This window comes from Vibrio ichthyoenteri ATCC 700023 (assembly GCF_000222605.1).
In the GTDB taxonomy this organism is placed as follows: Bacteria; Pseudomonadota; Gammaproteobacteria; order Enterobacterales; family Vibrionaceae; genus Vibrio; species Vibrio ichthyoenteri.
Genome location: NZ_AFWF01000217.1, coordinates 1 through 19,190 on the forward strand (window position 1 = coordinate 1; position 19,190 = coordinate 19,190).

20 protein-coding genes and 1 pseudogene are annotated in these 19,190 nt (G+C 44.5%); 9 read left to right on the plus strand and 12 right to left on the minus strand.

The window, feature by feature from the left end; all coding sequences use genetic code 11:
* Nucleotides 1-21 precede the first annotated feature (21 nt).
* From RH85_RS15710 to RH85_RS15735, 6 genes are all read right to left on the minus strand, one after another.
* Nucleotides 22-204, minus strand: coding sequence for a hypothetical protein (locus RH85_RS15710; RefSeq protein WP_006713684.1), 183 nt, complete (start codon nt 202-204; stop codon nt 22-24).
* A 245-nt stretch (nt 205-449) separates the two neighbouring features.
* On the minus strand, nt 450-899 hold the full coding sequence (locus RH85_RS15715; RefSeq protein ID WP_006713685.1) for an NfeD family protein: 450 nt from the start codon (nt 897-899) through the stop codon (nt 450-452).
* Nucleotides 900-950: 51 nt separating this feature from the next.
* Complete coding sequence (locus RH85_RS15720) at nt 951-1,871, minus strand: SPFH domain-containing protein (protein ID WP_006713686.1); 921 nt, start codon at nt 1,869-1,871, stop codon at nt 951-953.
* A 144-nt stretch (nt 1,872-2,015) separates the two neighbouring features.
* A complete protein-coding gene (locus RH85_RS15725) occupies nt 2,016-2,870 on the minus strand; it encodes a co-chaperone YbbN (RefSeq protein ID WP_006713687.1) in 855 nt (284 codons plus the stop codon).
* A 542-nt stretch (nt 2,871-3,412) separates the two neighbouring features.
* Entirely contained in the window at nt 3,413-4,240 is an 828-nt protein-coding gene (locus tag RH85_RS15730) for an SDR family oxidoreductase (RefSeq protein ID WP_006713689.1), read from the minus strand.
* Between the two features lie 45 nt (nt 4,241-4,285).
* A complete protein-coding gene (locus tag RH85_RS15735; RefSeq protein WP_006713690.1) occupies nt 4,286-5,200 on the minus strand; it encodes a TIGR01777 family oxidoreductase in 915 nt (304 codons plus the stop codon).
* A 216-nt stretch (nt 5,201-5,416) separates the two neighbouring features.
* On the opposite strand from RH85_RS15735, the gene RH85_RS15740 reads away from it, so the two are divergent.
* The 5 genes from RH85_RS15740 to yfcE are packed head-to-tail and all read left to right on the plus strand — an operon-like array spanning nt 5,417 to nt 8,288.
* On the plus strand, nt 5,417-6,163 hold the full coding sequence (locus RH85_RS15740) for a DUF1538 domain-containing protein (protein ID WP_006713691.1): 747 nt from the start codon (nt 5,417-5,419) through the stop codon (nt 6,161-6,163).
* Nucleotides 6,160-6,945, plus strand: a complete 786-nt coding sequence (locus RH85_RS15745; protein ID WP_420895804.1) for a DUF1538 domain-containing protein — start codon at nt 6,160-6,162, stop codon at nt 6,943-6,945. Before RH85_RS15740 ends, RH85_RS15745 begins: the two co-directional genes overlap by 4 nt.
* Entirely contained in the window at nt 6,935-7,285 is a 351-nt protein-coding gene (locus RH85_RS15750) for a P-II family nitrogen regulator (protein WP_006713693.1), read from the plus strand. Before RH85_RS15745 ends, RH85_RS15750 begins: the two co-directional genes overlap by 11 nt.
* Nucleotides 7,282-7,689, plus strand: a complete 408-nt coding sequence (locus tag RH85_RS15755; RefSeq protein ID WP_006713694.1) for a CBS domain-containing protein — start codon at nt 7,282-7,284, stop codon at nt 7,687-7,689. The genes RH85_RS15750 and RH85_RS15755 overlap by 4 nt, the downstream gene beginning before the upstream one ends.
* Before the next feature lie 47 nt (nt 7,690-7,736).
* Complete coding sequence (yfcE, locus tag RH85_RS15760; RefSeq protein WP_006713695.1) at nt 7,737-8,288, plus strand: phosphodiesterase; 552 nt, start codon at nt 7,737-7,739, stop codon at nt 8,286-8,288.
* 106 nt (nt 8,289-8,394) lie between these two features.
* Here the strand turns inward: yfcE and RH85_RS15765 are convergent, their stop codons facing one another.
* Genes RH85_RS15765 through RH85_RS15780 form a run of 4 tightly spaced genes read right to left on the minus strand, consistent with a single transcriptional unit; the run spans nt 8,395 to nt 10,883 of the window.
* Nucleotides 8,395-8,673 carry an Rdx family protein gene (locus RH85_RS15765; protein WP_006713696.1) on the minus strand — a complete coding sequence of 93 codons (279 nt, stop codon included), beginning with the start codon at nt 8,671-8,673 and terminating at the stop codon, nt 8,395-8,397.
* Between the two features lie 8 nt (nt 8,674-8,681).
* A complete protein-coding gene (locus tag RH85_RS15770) occupies nt 8,682-9,437 on the minus strand; it encodes a sulfite exporter TauE/SafE family protein (protein WP_006713697.1) in 756 nt (251 codons plus the stop codon).
* A gap of 48 nt (nt 9,438-9,485) precedes the next feature.
* Nucleotides 9,486-10,001 (minus strand): regulatory protein ToxS, encoded by a 516-nt coding sequence (locus RH85_RS15775; RefSeq protein WP_006713698.1) that lies wholly within the window; start codon nt 9,999-10,001, stop codon nt 9,486-9,488.
* A gap of 9 nt (nt 10,002-10,010) precedes the next feature.
* The gene (locus RH85_RS15780) at nt 10,011-10,883 is read right to left on the minus strand and encodes a winged helix-turn-helix domain-containing protein (protein WP_006713699.1); all 873 of its coding nucleotides are present in this window, start codon (nt 10,881-10,883) and stop codon (nt 10,011-10,013) included.
* A 263-nt stretch (nt 10,884-11,146) separates the two neighbouring features.
* Between RH85_RS15780 and htpG the strand changes: the two genes are divergently transcribed.
* From htpG to hemH, 3 genes are all read left to right on the plus strand, one after another.
* Nucleotides 11,147-13,051 carry a molecular chaperone HtpG gene (htpG, locus tag RH85_RS15785; protein ID WP_006713700.1) on the plus strand — a complete coding sequence of 635 codons (1,905 nt, stop codon included), beginning with the start codon at nt 11,147-11,149 and terminating at the stop codon, nt 13,049-13,051.
* Nucleotides 13,052-13,397: 346 nt separating this feature from the next.
* Entirely contained in the window at nt 13,398-14,042 is a 645-nt protein-coding gene (adk, locus tag RH85_RS15790; protein ID WP_006713701.1) for an adenylate kinase, read from the plus strand.
* A gap of 148 nt (nt 14,043-14,190) precedes the next feature.
* Complete coding sequence (hemH, locus tag RH85_RS15795) at nt 14,191-15,144, plus strand: ferrochelatase (RefSeq protein WP_006713702.1); 954 nt, start codon at nt 14,191-14,193, stop codon at nt 15,142-15,144.
* Between the two features lie 83 nt (nt 15,145-15,227).
* Here the strand turns inward: hemH and RH85_RS15800 are convergent, their stop codons facing one another.
* Together RH85_RS15800 and RH85_RS15805 are read right to left on the minus strand one after the other, a co-directional pair.
* A complete protein-coding gene (locus RH85_RS15800; RefSeq protein ID WP_006713703.1) occupies nt 15,228-15,671 on the minus strand; it encodes a DUF411 domain-containing protein in 444 nt (147 codons plus the stop codon).
* Between the two features lie 8 nt (nt 15,672-15,679).
* Nucleotides 15,680-18,394 carry a heavy metal translocating P-type ATPase gene (locus RH85_RS15805; RefSeq protein ID WP_006713704.1) on the minus strand — a complete coding sequence of 905 codons (2,715 nt, stop codon included), beginning with the start codon at nt 18,392-18,394 and terminating at the stop codon, nt 15,680-15,682.
* Nucleotides 18,395-18,875: 481 nt separating this feature from the next.
* Here RH85_RS15805 and RH85_RS15810 point away from each other — a divergent pair.
* Nucleotides 18,876-19,190, plus strand: a pseudogene (locus RH85_RS15810) (porin); the annotation flags it as partial.

The following is a 19,190-nucleotide window of genomic DNA, read 5'->3' on the forward strand; positions in this document are numbered from 1 at the left end:
CTTGTCAGCGTTCATAGTTTATTAGTATTGGTTAGTCGACAAAACGCCGCCTCGTTCTTTACAAACACCGCTCGGGATATAATCCATTGAGCCATCTTGGTAGGTACAATCTACCCATGGGCCTCGCTCCGTGCTCGCATTTCCACCAGCGAAAACAGAGAATGACAGTAGCGCAGTACAAAATAGAGCAATAACAGTTTTCATAATAAATCCCCTTTATTTTTGTGAGTCATCTCAAATTTCTGAGATAGTTTTAGTATGAAACAAGATCGATAAAGATCAAAAAAAAATGATATTTTTTCTGCAACAAATAACTGAAACATATGATTGATTAGGTATTTAGATAGGAAAATAGTCTTTTGAGCAGAAAGGGGATGATGAGGATTTATTATTGATATTATTGTAAATAAAAAGGAGCATTATGCTCCTTTTTATATTATCTATGACAATTAATGTGGCTTTATTATCAACGTGATACCGTCAATATCGACCACTTTTACCACGCTTCCTTCTGGTAAAGCTTGCTCACAATATGCAGACCAAGTTGTATCGGCAATTCTAATGCGAGATTTCCCTGCGGGAATCGCGTCTTCTAAAGTAATCACTTGGCCAACTAACTGCTTATCTTTTTGATTGAGCGTTCTTGCAGCATCACCTTGTTGATCTTGTTTCAATTGACGGCGCCACCACAGCCAAGTAGTCCCCAGCGAGAAAACGCCAAATGAGACCCACTGTAGTTGCCAGCTCATTGGTAGCCAAGACAATAGTGCACCAACTAATAAAGCCGAAATGCCTAGCCATAATAAATAGCCGGCAGCACCAAGCAATTCAGCCGCAAGCAAGGCTAAGCCGAGTGCAAGCCAATGCCAATGAGTTAAATTATCTAATAGTTCAATCACATCATTTACTCTATTTGATTAATTTATCTGAATGCTTACCTGTTTAAACGGTTACTTTTCAGGTTCCTGCTTAAACATTTCAGCTATACCAGCGACAGAACCCATTAAGCCGGTCGCTTCAAGCGGTAGCATAATGATCTTACCATTTTCTGCTTGGCCGATGGCTTTAAGCGCTTCGGTATAACCTTGAGCGATAAAGTAATTAACGGCTTGCATATCACCTTGCGCAATTGCGTTAGAAACCATTTCTGTTGCTCTTGCTTCCGCTTCAGCTGCACGTTCACGCGCTTCGGCTTGCAGAATCGCTGCTTGTTTAGCTCCTTCAGCTTTAAGAATATCCGATTGCTTATGGCCTTCAGCTTTAAGAATTTCAGCTTGACGCACACCTTCTGCTTCAAGAATGTCGGCACGCTTATTACGCTCGGCTTTCATTTGCGCATTCATTGCGGCTGTTAGATCCGCTGGTGGCTGTACATCTTTGATTTCGATACGGGTAACTTTTACGCCCCATGGGTTGGTTGCTTCATCGACGATCGCGAGCAGTTTTACGTTGATCTGATCACGCTGGCTTAGCATTTCGTCCAGCTCCATTGAGCCCAAAACAGTACGCATGTTAGTTAAGGTCAGGTTACGGATCGCATGAACAAGATCGTTGACTTCATAAGCGGCTTTTGCGGCATCAATGGCTTGTACGAAACAAACCGCATCAATGGTGACGTTAGCGTTATCACGAGAAATAACTTCTTGAGCAGGGATATCAAGAACGCGTTCCATCATATTGATTTTGTGACCGATGCTATCAATAAATGGAATGATGAAGTTAAGGCCTGGTTTTAGCGTATGGGTATAGCGGCCAAATCGTTCTACTGTCCAGTGGTTACCTTGAGGGACGGTTTTGACGCCGGCATAAACAAAAGCAATAACAACGAGGACAAAAATAGCGGTAGTAATGAGTGAATAGTCGATGGGCATACTGATTTTCCTTATTTCATGATTAGGCCTATTGTTGCTTATTAAAACAACAGCGACAAATCTAGAATTGAGAGCTATGCCACTAATTTAACAAACAAAGGCTGGAATCATCCAGCCTTATCAATCAATAGTTTAATAGAATTATCAGTAAAGGATCGAATAAAGCTGACGACGGTATTTCCCCGCCACTGGGTTGCCTTGACCAAGCGCAGTCAAAATGTCCATAAAGCCTTTCTTCATGTCACCATCAAGCGCATTGAGGTCCTTAACGATAAAGCGCCAAATTAGCGCAAGCGCTTCTTCGTCGCGATTGACATTGTGATAGCTCAATGCCAGTTCTAGCGCCAATTTCCCATTGTCCACATCCTGCGAGAGCGCCGCTTCCAGTGATTGGATTTCTGGGCTATTGGCAGATTGTTGGTGGAGTTCGAGCTTGGCGATTAGAGCCTTGTATTCGTTGTCTTGGTATTCTAGTGGGATATGATCAAGCTGTTCCGCGGCCAAAGTGAAATCTTGTGCTTCGATATAGCAAGCCGCTAGAGCCAATTTAGCATCGCCTTTGGTGAGCATATCACTTGGTAGTGCTTTGAGTAATGGAAGAGCTTGGGCGTGTTCGCCGTTAGCAATCAGTTCCATTGCTTTATTTAACGCGAGAACATCTTGATTCGGTAGATGTTTATTTAGCATCTCTTCAATGGCACTAATGGACTGAGGGCCGCCCATACCGTCCACAGGTTGACCATTTAAAAATAGCGCGATGGTTGGTAATGCTTGAACACCAAATTGAGCGGCAATGCCTTGCTCTTGCTCGCAGTTGAGTAGCGCTAAAGTAAAAGCCCCATTGTAATTCTGGCTCAGTTGCTGAAGGTGCGGAATGATTTCGCTGCTTTCTTGGCTCATAGGAGCCCAAAAATGGATAAGCAGTGGAGTTTGTTGAGAGCTTTCCAAAACTTGCATAAAGTTCTGCTGATCGAGTTCGACGATAAGAGGTGATTGCATTTGCTTTATCCTTGCCAGTTGTTGTTGCTGAGAGAGCGACACGCCAAACCTGCGTAGCGCAATTCAGTCGTATAGTTTTGCCTGAATGAGGAGATACTGATCGTGTTCTGATCTCGTTGATATGCCGTCTTCATCATTCAGTTTAACGCGAAGTAATCCCGCCTTTAGGGTTGTGGTAACGACTTTACGTTATTGTATCTCTTCGGGGAAATGTATCTTGGTATAATTAAGCTATCGCCAGTAACCATTGTCGAAAAAGAGCAAGTTTGTTGGCGAATGACATTGCTAATACAAGTATGGGCAATGAGTGGATATATCAAGTAATAGATACAAAAACACCACTGGAATCAGTGGTGTTTTTATTGGCAGCAAATGCAGCGAAGGTGTTTATAGTAAAATAAACAGAGTTAGCGCAGCACTCACACATAGCCAGTTTAGTTTGTTTAGCGACATGTACAGACACCGAATGAAACGCTTATTAATATGGGGTATTTCTAGATTACCAGTGAATCATGCACTTCAAATGTGACGTAATGATGACATTAGGCTGCTTTTTGCAATATTTTATCCAACCATCGACTTGGCAATAATCGTTTAAGAATGGCAAAGATCTTGGTTGGTTTCGTCACGCGATAACGTATCTTTGGTCGTTGTGCTTCAAGGGCATCAATTAAAGGTGGGATACAAGCTTCTGCCGGTAGCGCAAAGGCATTGTTGGAGCTCTCTTTTTCTAATCGTTGGATCTGCTGTTGATACTGGGTTTGATGAACACTTTGTTCGATGTTGATCCATTGTTTGAATGCACGTAATGCATTGGCGCGGAAACGGGTTTCGATTGGCCCTGGTTCTATCAGGCTAATTTTGATGTTGGTTGTCGCCAACTCCAAGCGCAGAGTATCAGTCCAACCTTCCACGGCAAATTTTGAAGCGTTGTACGCGCCTCGATATTTCATGGCTGCAAAACCAAGTACAGAGCTGTTTTGGACGATACGTCCGTAACCTTGTTTGCGCATTACCGGCAGCAGTGCTTGAGTCAGTTGGTGCCAACCAAAAAAATTACTTTCAAACTGGGCACGAAGTGCGTCGGTTGGTAAATCTTCTAATGCTCCGGGTTGACCGTAAGCGCCATTATTGAATAAACCATAAAGCTGGCCATCGGTGAGTTTTAGTGTTTGCTCCACAGCACGAACAATACTTTGGCTATCACTCAAATCCAGTTGGATGCAGGTTAACCCTTCTGTTTGTAAACGTTGTACATCTTTCGCTTGGCGGCAAGATGCGATGACTTGATAACCTCGTTGGTGTAAAGCGTGAGCGGCAACATAGCCGATACCTGATGAACAACCGGTGATCAGTACTGCTTTCGACATGAAATCCTTCTCTTGGGTGACGAAATAGAATCCTAGCGTAAAGGATTAATCGTGATGTTGTAATAAATTTTTGAGTGCAGGCTCAATCCGCGAATAGCTAAAGCGAAAACCCAATTCGGTTAATTTTTTTGGCTTAGCACGCACGCTGTCAAACAGCAGAACCGAACTTTCACCCATTATGACTTTCAGCGCCCATTTAGGGGTGAATAAGATATGTGGTCGTTTTAACGTTTGAGCTAAGGTGCGACTAAAATGGCGATTAGTGACCGGGTGTGGGGCACAGAAGTTAAATTCACCATGGGCATGTTCGGTCTCAAGTAAATAGAGAATACCTCGCACCATATCGAGCATATGAATCCAAGGGAAATATTGCTTACCGCGTCCAATCGGTCCGCCGAGGCCCAGTTTATAAGGCAGTAACATTTTACTCAACGCACCACCATCACACCCCAGCACGACACCGGTTCTGAGTAGGCAGACTCGAGTTTCTTCTGAGCGAGCACGATTGGCGATCTCTTCCCATTTAGCACAAATATAGTGAGGAAAGCCTTTGCTTTGAACATGCAAGCTTTCATCAAATGGATGTTGTTGCTGGTCACCATAATAGCCTACCGCGGAGCCGCTAATGAATACCGCTGGTGGTGACGTGCTGGCATGAATAAGCGCAACGATCTGTTCGGTCAGTTGCCAACGGCTCTGACAGATAACTTGTTTTTGTGATTGGGTCCAACGTTTGTCGGCAATCGGCTCACCAGCAAGGTTAATAACAGCATCGAAGTCGTTGAGATCATGCATATCACCTAAATGAGAGATATAAGTAATATTGCCTAGATCGGCGTGAATGAGAGCTTTCTTTGCCTTTTCTTGGTTACGGGACAATAACACGACATCATGTGTCGTTAGGTGCTTTAACAATTCTTTGCCGACGAATCCGGTTCCGCCAGTGATCAGTATCTTCATTATTTTCTCCTCACTTGGAGTAATTATAGCGAGAACCGCCTAACTCGGATCAGACCTCACTGGTTAATTGTTGCCGCTTAACGGTTTACCAAGAGTTGTAGAGAGTCACAAAATACATATTTTGTTACACCTGTTATGAGTGGTGTTGCAACAGTCACATATTATCAGCACTGGCTTTGGCAAGATAGATTATTGGCCAAGGGATGGAATAAGACAATGCTGGAAATGAAGCAAGCGCTTGGCGCATTACTGCGAGCAATGTTGGGCAGTTTTAGAGATCTAATGCCGATTATTGTTGTGATTGCATTTTTCCAGTTGGTGGTGCTGCAAGAGCCATTACCTAATCTAGTCTCGATTACCTTTGGTCTGTTATTGGTGGTGCTGGGGCTGACGTTTTTTATCTTTGGACTTGAAATGGGGTTGTTTCCTATTGGTGAAAGCATGGCACAAGCCTTTGCGAAAAAAGGCAGTGTGTTGTGGCTACTTATTTTTGCTTTTTGCTTGGGGTTTGGCACGACAGTGGCAGAGCCAGCACTCACTGCCATTGCTGATGAAGCGGCAGAAGTGGCAGCAGAAGGTGGCATGATCATCAATAACGACTCTAGCCGAGAAGCATACGCTAATGGGTTGCGATTGACGGTTGCATTGTCCGTGGGCGTGGCAATAGTGCTTGGTGTTTTGCGCATTCTTAAAGGATGGCCAATTCAAACTATGATTATTGGCGGCTATATTGGGGTGGTTATCCTTACCGTCTTTGCGCCAGAAAGTATTATAGGGGTGGCTTACGACTCTGGTGGCGTGACAACGTCAACCATCACGGTTCCATTGGTGACGGCTCTAGGCGTAGGGTTGGCCTCTTCGATTAAAGGCCGCAACCCGATGATTGATGGTTTTGGTTTGATCGCGTTTGCTTCATTACTACCGATGATGTTTGTCATGGTGTTCGGTATGGTGGTGGCATGATGATTGCGCTATTTGATACCTTCATAGATACCATTGGCGATGTTATCCCTATCGCCATTATTTTGTTTGGTTTTCAATTTGCCGTCTTGCGGCGACCTATTACTCATCCAGCCAAAGTGGTATTGGGCTTTTTTTATGTCATTTTAGGTTTATCGCTATTTTTACTTGGCCTTGAAATGGCGTTGTTTCCGCTAGGTGAAACCATGGCAGAGCAATTGACTGCGCCTGACTTTCTTCAGCAGGTTCGCTTGACTGCGCAATCGAGTTTAAGTTGGTTTGATTACTATTGGGTCTATTTATTCGCTTTTTGCATTGGTTTTAGTACCACGATTGCCGAGCCTTCTTTAATCGCAGTGGCAATCAAAGCTAATCAAGTTTCCGGTGGCAGCATTAGTGTTAATGGTCTTCGAATTGCAGTGGCGCTTGGGGTGGCGATTGGGATCTCTCTTGGTAGTTATCGCATTGTCGTCGGCGATCCGATTCACTATTACATCATCTTTGGCTACGTGGTCGTTGTGGTACAAACCTTCTTTGCCCCCAAGTTAATTATTCCACTGGCCTATGACTCTGGTGGTGTGACGACATCTACCGTTACCGTGCCTCTCGTGGCGGCTCTTGGCCTTGGTTTAGCTTCCACTGTGCCGGGCCGTAATCCGATGATTGACGGTTTTGGCCTGATTGCTTTTGCCAGTTTATTTCCGATTATTTCCGTGATGGGTTACGCCCAAATAACCCGTTGGCTGAATAATGCTAAACAAGAGGATGAAGAAAATGCGCTTTAAGTTGCTTTTAGCCTTTGTTGAAGACAGTAAAACCGAACAAGTGCTTGATGCTGCGCGTCAAGCGGGCGCAACAGGGGCCACCGTCATTAATAATGCCCGTGGGGAAGGCCTCAACCAGAAACGAACGTTCTTCGGCCTCACCCTTGAAGTGCAAAAAGACGTGTTACTTTTTGTGGTTGAGGAGCATTTAGCTCGGCAGATTTTAGAGACTATCAGTGAGGTGGGGGAATTTGACCAAGCTTCAGGACAAGGAATCGCAATTCAAATTGATATTGAAGATGCGGTCGGTGTCGCGCATCAAGTGGAAAAATTAACCAAAGTGGTAGAGGACGAACTATGACAACGCAAGATATTATTCGTGTTCGCGATGTAATGACCGCCAATTATGTCATTATTGATGGCCTGACAACGGTACAAGAAGGGATTCGTTTAGCGCGTCAAAATCAGGTCAAAGCCTTAGTGGTCAACAAACGACACCCAGATGATGAGTATGGCATTGTATTGATGAACGATATTGCCAAAAAAGTACTGGCGAAAAATCGCTCCAGCGAACGTACTAATATTTATGAAATTATGACCAAACCGGCTTTGAGTGTCGCGCCTGCAATGAATGTTAAATATTGTGCGCGCTTATTTGAGCGCTTTGGTATTAGTCGCGCTCCGGTGATTGAAGGTGGTCAAGTGGTGGGTATGGTGAGTTACAACAATATTGTGCTTAATGGCATGGCGCGAGATGACGAGTGAGGCACAATTTCGTAGAATAGCCTCAATCATTTTGAGGAGTTGATATTGTGAAATTGTTTTTTGCCTCAGATCTGCATGGTAGCTTGCCAGCAACGACACGAGTGTTGGAAGAGTTTGCACGTTCAGGTATTGATCACCTAGTGCTGCTGGGCGATGTATTAAATCATGGCCCTCGTAATCCCATTCCTGAAGGTTATAACCCTCCAGCGGTGGCTGAATTACTCAACCAATACGCCGACCGTATCATTGCGGTACGCGGTAATTGTGACAGTGAAGTGGATCAAATGCTGTTGGCATTCCCGATGATGAGCGATTTCGCTTGGGTGATGTTACCCAGTGGTCAGCGCCTATTTGTGACGCATGGTCATTTGTATAACAGTGATAAACGCCCACCACTGCGTGATGGTGATGTCATTGTGCATGGACATACTCACATTCCGGTTGCTGAGCGCAAAGGTGAGCAGTTTATTTTCAATCCGGGCTCAGTGACATTCCCACGTGATGGTTTTGTTGCGAGTTATGGCTTGTTGGAGAACAACACCATCAAGGTGATGAGTTTTACAGGGCAAACCCTCGTAGAGGCTCAATTAGAGGCTTAGTTTTTATTAAAAGCATCAAATAGAAAAGGCACCGAATGGTGCCTTTTGTGATCATGGAGTCTGTTGTGATGATGGAGTCTTGATGATTGTGATTGTCGCGTCGAATTTACTTGCTATCGGAATGACCTAAATCTCTCTCCGGATCAATAACATCGCGAACACGTTGCTTGAGCACTTTTGCTTCGGGAAAACCACCATCGCGTTTACGCTCCCAAATGAGTTCACCATTACAAATGATCTCAAAGCGGCCACCAGTATCTGGGCAGAGAGAAATGGATTCAATTTCTTCGCTGAAAGTATGCAAAAGCTCTTGGCTTAACCATGTTGAGCGCAACATCCAGTTGCACTGACGGCAATAGAAAATTTCAATTTTGGCTTTCTTCATTGTTGTCCCTAAATAAGTAATTTGATACCGACAAGTAGCGTGAGGATCTCAAAGCAATTTTTGATGACTTGATTGCTAAAACGAGTTGAAAGGTAGGCACCAATGCCCCCACCTAAAAATGAGCCGATCAACAACAGCGGTAGCAATGGCCAATAAATTTGTGCGCCAGCATGAACGATGGCGATACCGCCAATGCCATTCCAAAATAGACCAACGCAGATCATCGTAAGAGCCACTGCTTGTTTGTAGCTATAACCAAACCAGCGCACTAAAAATAAAGTTACTAATAGCCCAGAACCTGCGGTGAGAGATCCATTGATAATACCGATAATAATCAGGCCGACACTGCCCAGTAACCAGCCGAAGACATTGCGATGAATAGGCTGCGGGTGTTGGCCTAATTGTTTTTTGAAATAGGAATAAACCCCTAATGCTAAGATCATCGTCCCCAGCGCTTTTTCCGCCAGTTCATCCGGAATAGTTAGAATAAGGTTTGCCCCAATGACAACGCCAATACTGCCGACGAGAGTGAGGTAACAGGCTTCGCTCAAAGAGAAGGATTTTTGTTTTAGATGGGTAAATGCTGCGCCTAATCCCAATGCGACACTGGCGACTTTATGGGTGGCAAGTGCAACGGAGAACGGTAAACCAAAAAACAGCAGTAGTGGAAATTGCAGCAACCCCGCGCCGCCACCCGATAGGGCTGCCAGCACATTTACGATGAGTGAGCCGATTAATAGGCCAATAGAGTCAATCAAATCCATGATAATAAAAAAGGGAGCATCATGCTCCCTTGTCACTGTGAGTGAGAACTAGTTAGAGAAAAGTACCGTAGAACCATGACTTAAGCTAGTTAAAAGCAAGGTTTTCTCATTGACGATGTCGATGCGGCGACTCTGCTGAGAGTCCATTTTAAACAGCTGTTTTATCAGCTGTAGCTGCACATCACTAAAATCTTTGCTCTGCGCAGAGGAGACATCTTTAAATTCTTTTGGAGAAATCAGCAGATAATTATCACTAATTTCCCAGTCACCGGTCTCTGAAATGTTGATCACACTGTCGCTTTGATCGCTATGGGCAAATAAACGAATCGTTGCAACGCGAATGTAGGTACCATTTGGTAAGTACTTAACGTTGGAGACAACATCGACTTTACGCAATGGGCCGACCGCTTCCTCTTGTAGGTTATCACTGATCACCGTGACCATCTTTGATTGCCACTCTTTCGCTGTGATGGTTTTCTCAATCTGAAAATCACTATTCAAATATAACCAAGCGCTAAATAGGGCGGATACGGCAAATAAGGCTAAGGCTATTTTCTTGTTCATGAGGCTTCCTTATTGGCAGATGTGGTCAAGGTCATTTTGGTCCGAGAAAATACGCAAGGTAATGTTCTCGCCAGAATGATCCAGTCGATGAATGTAGTTCAGCACCAACTGATTATTTTGGCCACCAGTGGCGATCACTTCGACAGGCGCAGCTTCATTGAGGTGTGATTTTTTGTATCGAACCACACATTGTTCGATGGCTGAATACCAATGAGAAAGATCAGGGTGATTGATCGGCGTTTTTACTACCACACCATCAAAGGAGTTAATTTGGCGAAATTGTGAATCGGTAGGCTTATCAATACTTAGCGCGAGCAAAGGCAGTATCAACGCGAGCGCAATCAGGACTTTAGTCAGCCAAGATGATGCCGTTTTTGGGTGCGTTGGTTGCGGCGCTTGAGCTAGCGGTGCTTCTGGCAGTTCAACTTCACGTTCAACGTCTTCAGTTAAATTGATCTCTGGCTCATGCTCTTCAATCGAATCCATCACGCTATTTTCTTGAGGCATTGCGATTGGTGTGTCACCGCTGATCAACGGTGTCATTCGTTCTACGGAGCAGATTAATTGGTAACCGCGCTTAGGTACGGTTTTGACATACTCAGGCGATTTAGTGGAGTCTTTGAGAAATTTTCGTAGCGTTGAGATTGCTTGAGTTAGGCTTGAATCGTCAACTTCGAAGCCTTGTTCACGCCAGACAAAATCATGCAGTTCGTTACGAGTGACGACCAGATTAGGTTTCTCTACAAGTAGCAGAAGAATCCTACTTTCATTGCTACCTAGGCGGATAATATCGACATCATTGTCTTTTTCTATCAGTGAGTTGGTGTTTGGATCGAACGTGAACTTGTTCGCCAGATTAAACTTTGTACCTATATTACTCATGCAGTTGGCCTTCAGTTTGATAGGTCTCAGACATCACTAGTGTCAATGAATGATGAGGATCGCAATATTTATAAATGTAGATCGCCATTTATAAATATTTTGCTAGGCAGGATAGACAAACTAAAATCAAAAAAACACCGTTTTTATAATTTTTGACCTTGAATTTACATTTGTCACCCTCATGTTAATTAGCAATCATCATCAAATAATCCTGCAATGAAACAAGCTAGGATCCTGATTAGTATAGATGTTACGGAGTAAACATGAGCGAAACTGCAACACACAATAAAGAGACTCGTGGTTTTCAGTCTGAAGTAAAACAGCTGCTTCACTTAATGATCCACTCTCTGTACTCAAACAAAGAGATTTTTTTACGTGAGCTAATTTCTAACGCGTCAGACGCGTCAGATAAGCTGCGTTTTCAAGCATTATCGAATGCAGACCTGTATCAAGGTGACGCGGATCTAAGCGTTAAACTTTCTTTCGATCAAAAGAACAACACCCTGACTATTTCTGACAATGGTATCGGCATGAGCCGTGAAGATGTTATTGAACATCTTGGCACCATCGCAAAATCAGGTACGGCGGAATTCTTTTCAAAACTGTCTGATGATCAGAGCAAAGATTCTCAATTGATCGGCCAGTTTGGTGTTGGTTTCTACTCTGCTTTCATTGTTGCCGACAGCGTAACAGTGCGTACTCGCGCAGCAAATCTATCGGCTGACCAAGCGGTTCAGTGGCACTCGGAAGGTGAAGGTGACTACACCATCGAAGATATCCATAAAGAAACGCGCGGCACGGATATCGTGCTGCATATGCGTGAAGATGGTAAAGAATTCTTAAACGAGTGGCGTTTGCGCGATGTGATTGGCAAATACTCAGATCACATTGGTATTCCAGTGCTAATTCACACTGAAGAGCGTGATGAAGAAGGCAAGGAAACGGGCGAGAAAAAATGGGAGCAAATCAACAAAGCTCAAGCCCTTTGGACTCGTAATAAATCTGACATCAGCGATGAAGAGTATCAAGAGTTCTACAAGCATGTTTCACACGATTTTGCTGATCCACTAGTGTGGAGTCACAACCGTGTAGAAGGTAAGAACGATTACACCAGTTTGCTATATATCCCAGCGAAAGCACCGTGGGATATGTTCAATCGTGATCATAAGTCAGGTTTGAAGCTGTACGTGCAACGCGTTTTCATTATGGATGACGCAGAGCAATTTATGCCTTCTTACTTGCGCTTTATTCGTGGCTTAATTGACTCAAATGATTTACCCCTGAACGTATCGCGTGAAATTTTGCAAGACAATAAAGTCACGCAATCTCTGCGTAATGCTTGTACTAAACGTGTCTTGACTATGCTTGAGCGCATGGCCAATAACGACAACGATAAGTACCTTTCTTTCTGGAAAGAATTTGGCCTAGTGCTAAAAGAAGGTCCTGCGGAAGATATGAGCAACAAAGAGAAAGTTGCTGGTCTATTACGTTTTGCATCAACTGAGGTTGATTCAGAAGAGCAAACCGTAGGTCTTGCGTCTTACGTTGAGCGCATGAAAGAAGACCAAGATAAGATTTACTACCTAACGGCAGATAGTTATGCCGCGGCGAAAAACAGCCCACACTTAGAGCAGTTTAAAGCTAAAGGTATTGAAGTTATCTTGATGTACGATCGTATTGATGAGTGGTTGATGAACTACTTGACCGAATTCGATGGTAAACAGTTCCAATCAATCACCAAAGCGGGTCTTGATCTAAGTAAATTTGAAGACGAAGCGGAAAAAGAGAAACACAAAGCCGCAGAAGAAGAATTCAAATCAGTTGTGGAGCGTACCAAAGAGTACTTGGGCGACCGCGTGAAAGAAGTTCGCACCACCTTCAAGCTTGCAACGACGCCTGCTGTCGTTGTAACGGATGATTTTGAAATGGGTACACAAATGGCGAAGTTGCTTGAAGCAGCAGGCCAAGCGGTACCAGAAGTGAAATACATTTTTGAAATTAATCCAGAGCATCCACTCGTTAAGCAAATGGCAGACGAAGCGGATGAGCAAGCCTTTGGTCGTTGGGTTGAAGTTCTACTTGGTCAAGCAATGCTTGCTGAGCGTGGTTCACTGCAAGATCCATCACAATTCTTAGGCGCGATTAACAGCCTTTTGACTAAGGGCTAATATCAGCTTACAAATTAAAAGCTCGCATCTTGCGGGCTTTTTGTTTGAACGTCAGAGAAAAATAACCAAACGTGAGTCGATTTACGTGCACATGCCGGTTAATAAAACCGCGTAATATTCTTTAGTCTTATTAGAGTCGTGCTGCCCGTAAAATATGGTAGACTCAGAAACTTGAATGTGAGTCTGAAGGCGTGTATTTTGCTCGCCCCAACAGAATACTCCGTTTAGTGGGTATATACCGAAACTTACCGTCCGCATTTGCATAAGCGGCTCAATTTAGTTTGAGCGAGTTAGGCATCTGATTGTGAGCTTCGGTATAAATTTCTAATATTAAAGAGGATAAATCATGCGCATCATTCTTCTAGGTGCTCCAGGTGCAGGTAAAGGCACACAAGCAAACTTCATCATGGATAAATACGGTATCCCACAAATTTCTACTGGTGACATGCTGCGTGCTGCTATCAAAGCAGGTACAGAACTAGGCAAACAAGCTAAAGCTGTAATCGATGCTGGTCAGCTAGTTTCTGATGAAATCATCCTTGGTCTTATCAAAGAGCGCATTGCTCAAGACGATTGTGAGAAAGGCTTCCTTTTAGATGGTTTCCCTCGCACTATCCCTCAAGCTGATGGCCTAAAAGAAATGGGCGTAGCGGTAGATTACGTTATCGAATTCGACGTAGCTGACAGCGTGATTGTTGAGCGTATGGCTGGTCGTCGTGCTCACCTTCCTTCAGGTCGTACTTACCATGTAGTGTACAACCCGCCTAAAGAAGAAGGTAAAGATGACGTGACTGGTGAAGATCTTGTTGTTCGTGATGACGACAAAGAAGAAACCGTACGTGCTCGTCTAGGTGTTTACCATGAGCAAACTGCTCCGCTTATCTCTTACTACGGTAAAGAAGCTGAAGCAGGTAACACTAAGTACCTTAAATTTGATGGTACTAAGCAAGTTGCGGAAGTAAGTGCAGATATCGAGAAAGCACTAGCTTAATTCTCACTAAGAGAAAAAATTGCTATAGTAAAGGCGGCCTAATGGTCGCCTTTTTTATTTGCTTTTTAAGTGCTTAAACACGCGAGAAGATTGATCGCTTTTTAGCGTGAGCGCGTATCTAAATTCTTTCTACCGTCGATAGGATGCCATGAATAACAATAACAAACAGGGTGTGTTACTGGTTAACCTCGGTACGCCAGACGAGCCAACCGCTCCAGCGGTAAAACGTTTTTTAAGTCAGTTTCTGCATGATAAGCGAGTCGTCGATATGACGCGCTGGCTTTGGTGCCCATTACTGCATGGCATTATCTTGCCTATCCGAGCTCCGAAAGTGGCTAAGCTCTATCAATCGGTATGGATGGAAGAGGGATCGCCGTTGATGGTCTATTCTCAGCGTCAAGCGGCAAAGTTAGCCGATAAGCTCGATATTCCAGTCGAGCTTGCGATGACTTATGGTAATCCAAGCCTTCTTTCAGGGTTACAAGCGTTGATGAGTAAAGGCGTGGAAGAGGTGATAGTGTTGCCGCTTTATCCGCAATACTCTGCGACGACAACAGCCGCAGTATCTGATGGTTTAACGTTGGCATTTAAGCAAATGGCAGTGATACCAAGCTATCGTTTAGTGCGTGATTATCATCAGCATCCACTCTACATCAAAGCGCTTGCGGACAGTGTGCGCCGTTCATGGCAACAGAATGGGCAAGCGGATTATTTGCTTTGTTCTTATCACGGTATCCCGCAGCGTTTTGCTGATAATGGTGATATTTATCCGTTGCATTGCCAGCAAACGACCCGTTTATTGCAACAAGAGCTGGGATTGAGCGATGATCAAATCGGCATGACCTACCAATCGCGTTTCGGACGCGAGGAATGGTTACAACCTTATACCGACAAAACACTCGAGGCTCTGCCGAGCAAAGGGATTAAATCGATTGATGTTATGACCCCAGCTTTTGCTTCAGACTGCTTGGAGACATTAGAGGAGATTTCGGTCGAGTGCCAAGAGCTATTCATTGAGCATGGCGGTGAGCGCTTTAACTTTATCCCTTGCCTTAATGATGACGATCTTCATATTGAAATGATGTCAGAGTTGGTGAAGTAATTTGTTATCGATGACATAGAATAACGAAAGCCCAGCATTGCTGGGCTTTTTTGTTGTTGAGCTATCGGGTATTACGGCTGAGGTTAGCGATTACCTTGGTAGGTTTTGTATTCAAATACTTGGCCGCGTTCGTTATAGGCATAAACAGCATACGAATCTTTTTCATCGCCATATTCCATACCAGGAGAACCCATTGGCATGCCCGGAACCGCAAGACCTTTCGCATTCTTTGGCGGGTTAGCTAGGAACGATTTGATGTCATCCGCTGGGATATGGCCTTCAAAGACATAGCCACCGATCTCAGCCGTGTGGCAAGAGGCTAGTTTTGGTGCCAAGCCAAGTTCTCGCTTTACGGTATCCATATCATCATGCAGCTTTTCTTCTACCGTAAAACCGGCATCTTGCATGTGCTTGGTCCATTCCGTGCAGCAACCACAATAAGGTGATTTGTGGTTAATCACATCCGCAGCTAATACTGAGCCTGATGATGCTAAAAGCAGTGTTAAAGAGAGTGTTTTAATTGTCATAGTTGCCTCTAAGAACGATTTGTAGTTTTAAATAGTCGTAGTCTATTAGCGTTACTTACCACAGTAATAGAGGAGAGTGCCATCGCAGCACCGGCCACCACTGGGCTAAGTAAAAAGCCAAATGCTGGGTATAAAACACCGGCAGCAATTGGAATGCCTAGAGAGTTATAGATAAACGCTCCAAACAAATTTTCTTTCATGTTTCTCACCGTCGCTTTAGACAGTTCGATGGCGTTCACCACCGCCAACGGTGAAGAGTGAAGCAGGGTCATTTGGGCGCTTTCAATAGCCACATCACTGCCGCTACCCATCGCAATCCCAATATCTGCAAGTGCAAGAGCTGGGGCATCATTGACACCATCTCCGACCATAGCGACTTTGTGCCCTTGTGCTTTTAGTCGTTGTACATGTTGAGCTTTCTCATCGGGTAAGACTTGTGCAATCACAGTCTCTATGCCCAGTTGTTTAGCAATTGCATTGGCGACGGCTTGGTTATCGCCGGTCAACATTACAGGTTCAATATTCATCGCTTTGAGCGCAGATACGGCTTTGAAGGCATCGGCTTTGATCGGATCTGCTATCGCTATTAATGCCTGAGCGATGCCAGAAACGGTCAGTACCACCGGTGTCCAAACGCGCTGTTCACATTCAGCAATATTATGCTCAAATAGCGTTAAATCCACCCCTAGAAGTTGCGCTTGAGGGAGTGAGATAACCGCGACCGCTTGGCCGTCTAACTGGCCTGTAACCCCTTTACCACGCAGGTTTTGAAAGTCGTCGATCTCTTTGAGCGCGATACTATCATGTTTGGCTTTAGTGACGATGGCTTTTGCTAGTGGGTGCTCAGAGTATTGCTCTAAACTGGCCGCTATCTGTAGCCATTGACTTTGACTATTTGGCTGACAAAACAATTGCTCAACACTAGGAGCCCCTTGGGTCAGTGTGCCGGTTTTATCAAAAACCACACAGTCAACTTTACTGGCTGATTGCAGTACATCGGCATCACGTATCAAAATGCCCATCTCCGCCGCTTTACCAATGCCGACAGTGACCGACAGTGGTGTCGCAAGGCCCAGAGCACAAGGACAAGCGATAATCAGTACCGTGGTCGCTACCACTAACATATAGCTGGCTTTTGGGTCAGGGCCTATGGCGTACCAAACCAAAGCGGCTATGATGGCAATCGCGACCACAATCGGCACAAAAACCGATGAAATTTGGTCTGCTAATTTGGCAATGGCCGGTTTACTGCTTTGAGCTTGGCGCACCAAATCAATAATGCGTGCGAGCATGGTATCACTACCAACGCTGGTGGCTTTAATGACAATGCTACCATCTTGGTTTAAGGTCCCTGCGGATACGGTGCAATCTACTTGTTTGTCAACGGGCATCGGTTCACCGGTCAACATTGATTCATCAATATAAGAATGACCGGTAACAACCACCCCATCTACGGGGACTTTTTCACCAGGCTTAATACGCAGCAACATCCCTGCAATAATCGCCTCTACTTGAATTTCTTTATCACCCTGATCGGTCACCTGAGTCGATTTTTGCGGCTGGAGATCGATCAGAGCTTGTAGAGATTGAGTGGTACGAGCTTTGGCTTTGGCTTCAATATAGTGACCGAGTGAAATCAGCCCGATGATCATTGCACTGGCTTCGAAGTAAACATGGCGTGATGCCGTTGGAAACCAATTGGGAAATAACACAATGATCATGGAGAATAACCATGCCGCACCTGTTCCCAATGCCACCAAGGTATCCATGGTAGCTCTACGATGAGTCAGCGCAAGCCATGCATTGGCGAAAAAGCTTCGTCCTGCAGTGGCGAGTAACCACAGGCAAACCATGCCAATACCACCCCAAATCAATTGGTCGTTGAGGTTGCGTATCATCATGTTTCCGCCAAATACGCCCCACGCCATTAGTGGCCCGCCAATCGCTAAACCTATCCACGCACTGCGTTTATGGTGCGCTTGTGTTTGAACAAGCTGCTGCGCTTGTTTTTCTTGCTGAGTTTTTGGGTCATCCACGAGCTGTGCTTGGTAACCGAGTTGTGCCACGGCCTTGAGTAGTGACTCGGTTTTGAGTGTCGCGTCATTACTCAGCACTAACGCGCTTTGCTCTGCTAAGTTAACTTGCGCTTTATTGACCCCTTCAACGGCAGACAGTGCTTTCTCAACCGAGGCGACACAGCTTGCACAAGTCATCCCACTGATCAGTAAGTTTATTTTGTGTTTGATCGGCGCAGAAGAAGGCTCGGGCATGCTCAATGAGCTCATTGTTTCCGCTGCTGATGGTGTTAGTGGCTGTTCCACGATAGCGGTACTCGCCGTGGAAATTGGTTGAGCGTGATAACCGGCCTTAGTCACGAGATCCATGATGGCTTGGTCTGTCAAAGAGCTGACTAACGACATTTCCTCTTTACTGACGTTGAGATGGGCAATATAGGCCGATTTTTCTAATTGTGCGGTGAGTTTTGCGACACAGCGACCACAACTTAAACCTGATAGGGAAAAGTGCTTCAACGTACCAGCTTGATAGCCAAGCGCTTCAATTTGCTCAACAACCTCGCTTAGGGAGGCCGATGTTTCCAGTTTAATTAAGGTTGGCGAAAGTGCTTGAATCGAGACATCAAAAAGCGCACTAAGGCGTTTTTCTACCTTATGTGCACAGCCCATACAATTTAGCCCTTGTAGTGGGATCTCAAATTTGTTCATCACTTTATCCTCGAACAGTCAACAAGACGAAGCATAAACCTTTCCTTAAGGGGAAGGTCAAGCTGTTCATTGGTATTGATTCTCATAGTAAGCCTTCACCATCCGTTTTCTTTTGACGTTTTGTCCTGCGAGGCACCTCAACCTTTCTTTAGTGAAGTTATCAATCAACCTGAATCAATCAAAATGTCGTGCGAGTGACCTAACAAGAGATGAGGATAATTGCGTGTTTTGAGAGCGATCTAATCTAAAAATAACGTTTTTTGTTTTTGATGTTTAACAATAAGTCATTGTATTTATTGATTTATTTAAATTGTTATTTTCTGATTTTGAACTTGATCAGATTCCAATTTGGATAATTTTTTGCCGATAAAAAAGTTTGCCAACATGCCCCTGTCCAAAAATCGTCGCTCTCGAAAATGTCGATATGACGAATAGCGAGCGACAAGCAAAAACAACTAAAAAATATACATAGGGGTTATTTATGTCTCACTTTAAAACAACACTTTTAAGCGCCGCGATTGCAGCAGCCACCATGGCCGCGGGTTCTGCAAATGCGTATATGTTAGGCGATCCAAATGACGCGAACGTAGAAGTGTATGGTGTAGTCTCTATTTCAGCAGTGGATTATGGAGCGAAAAAATTTGATAGTGCGGGCAATACCGTCACTGAAGAAGGTATGGTATTTGAAAACGAGTCTCGTGTTGGGTTTCGTGCGGCTAAAGTGATGACTGCTGACGTTGAAGCGTTCATGCAGATTGAATCTGGTTGGGTATTGGATGACGGTGCGGAACTCGGC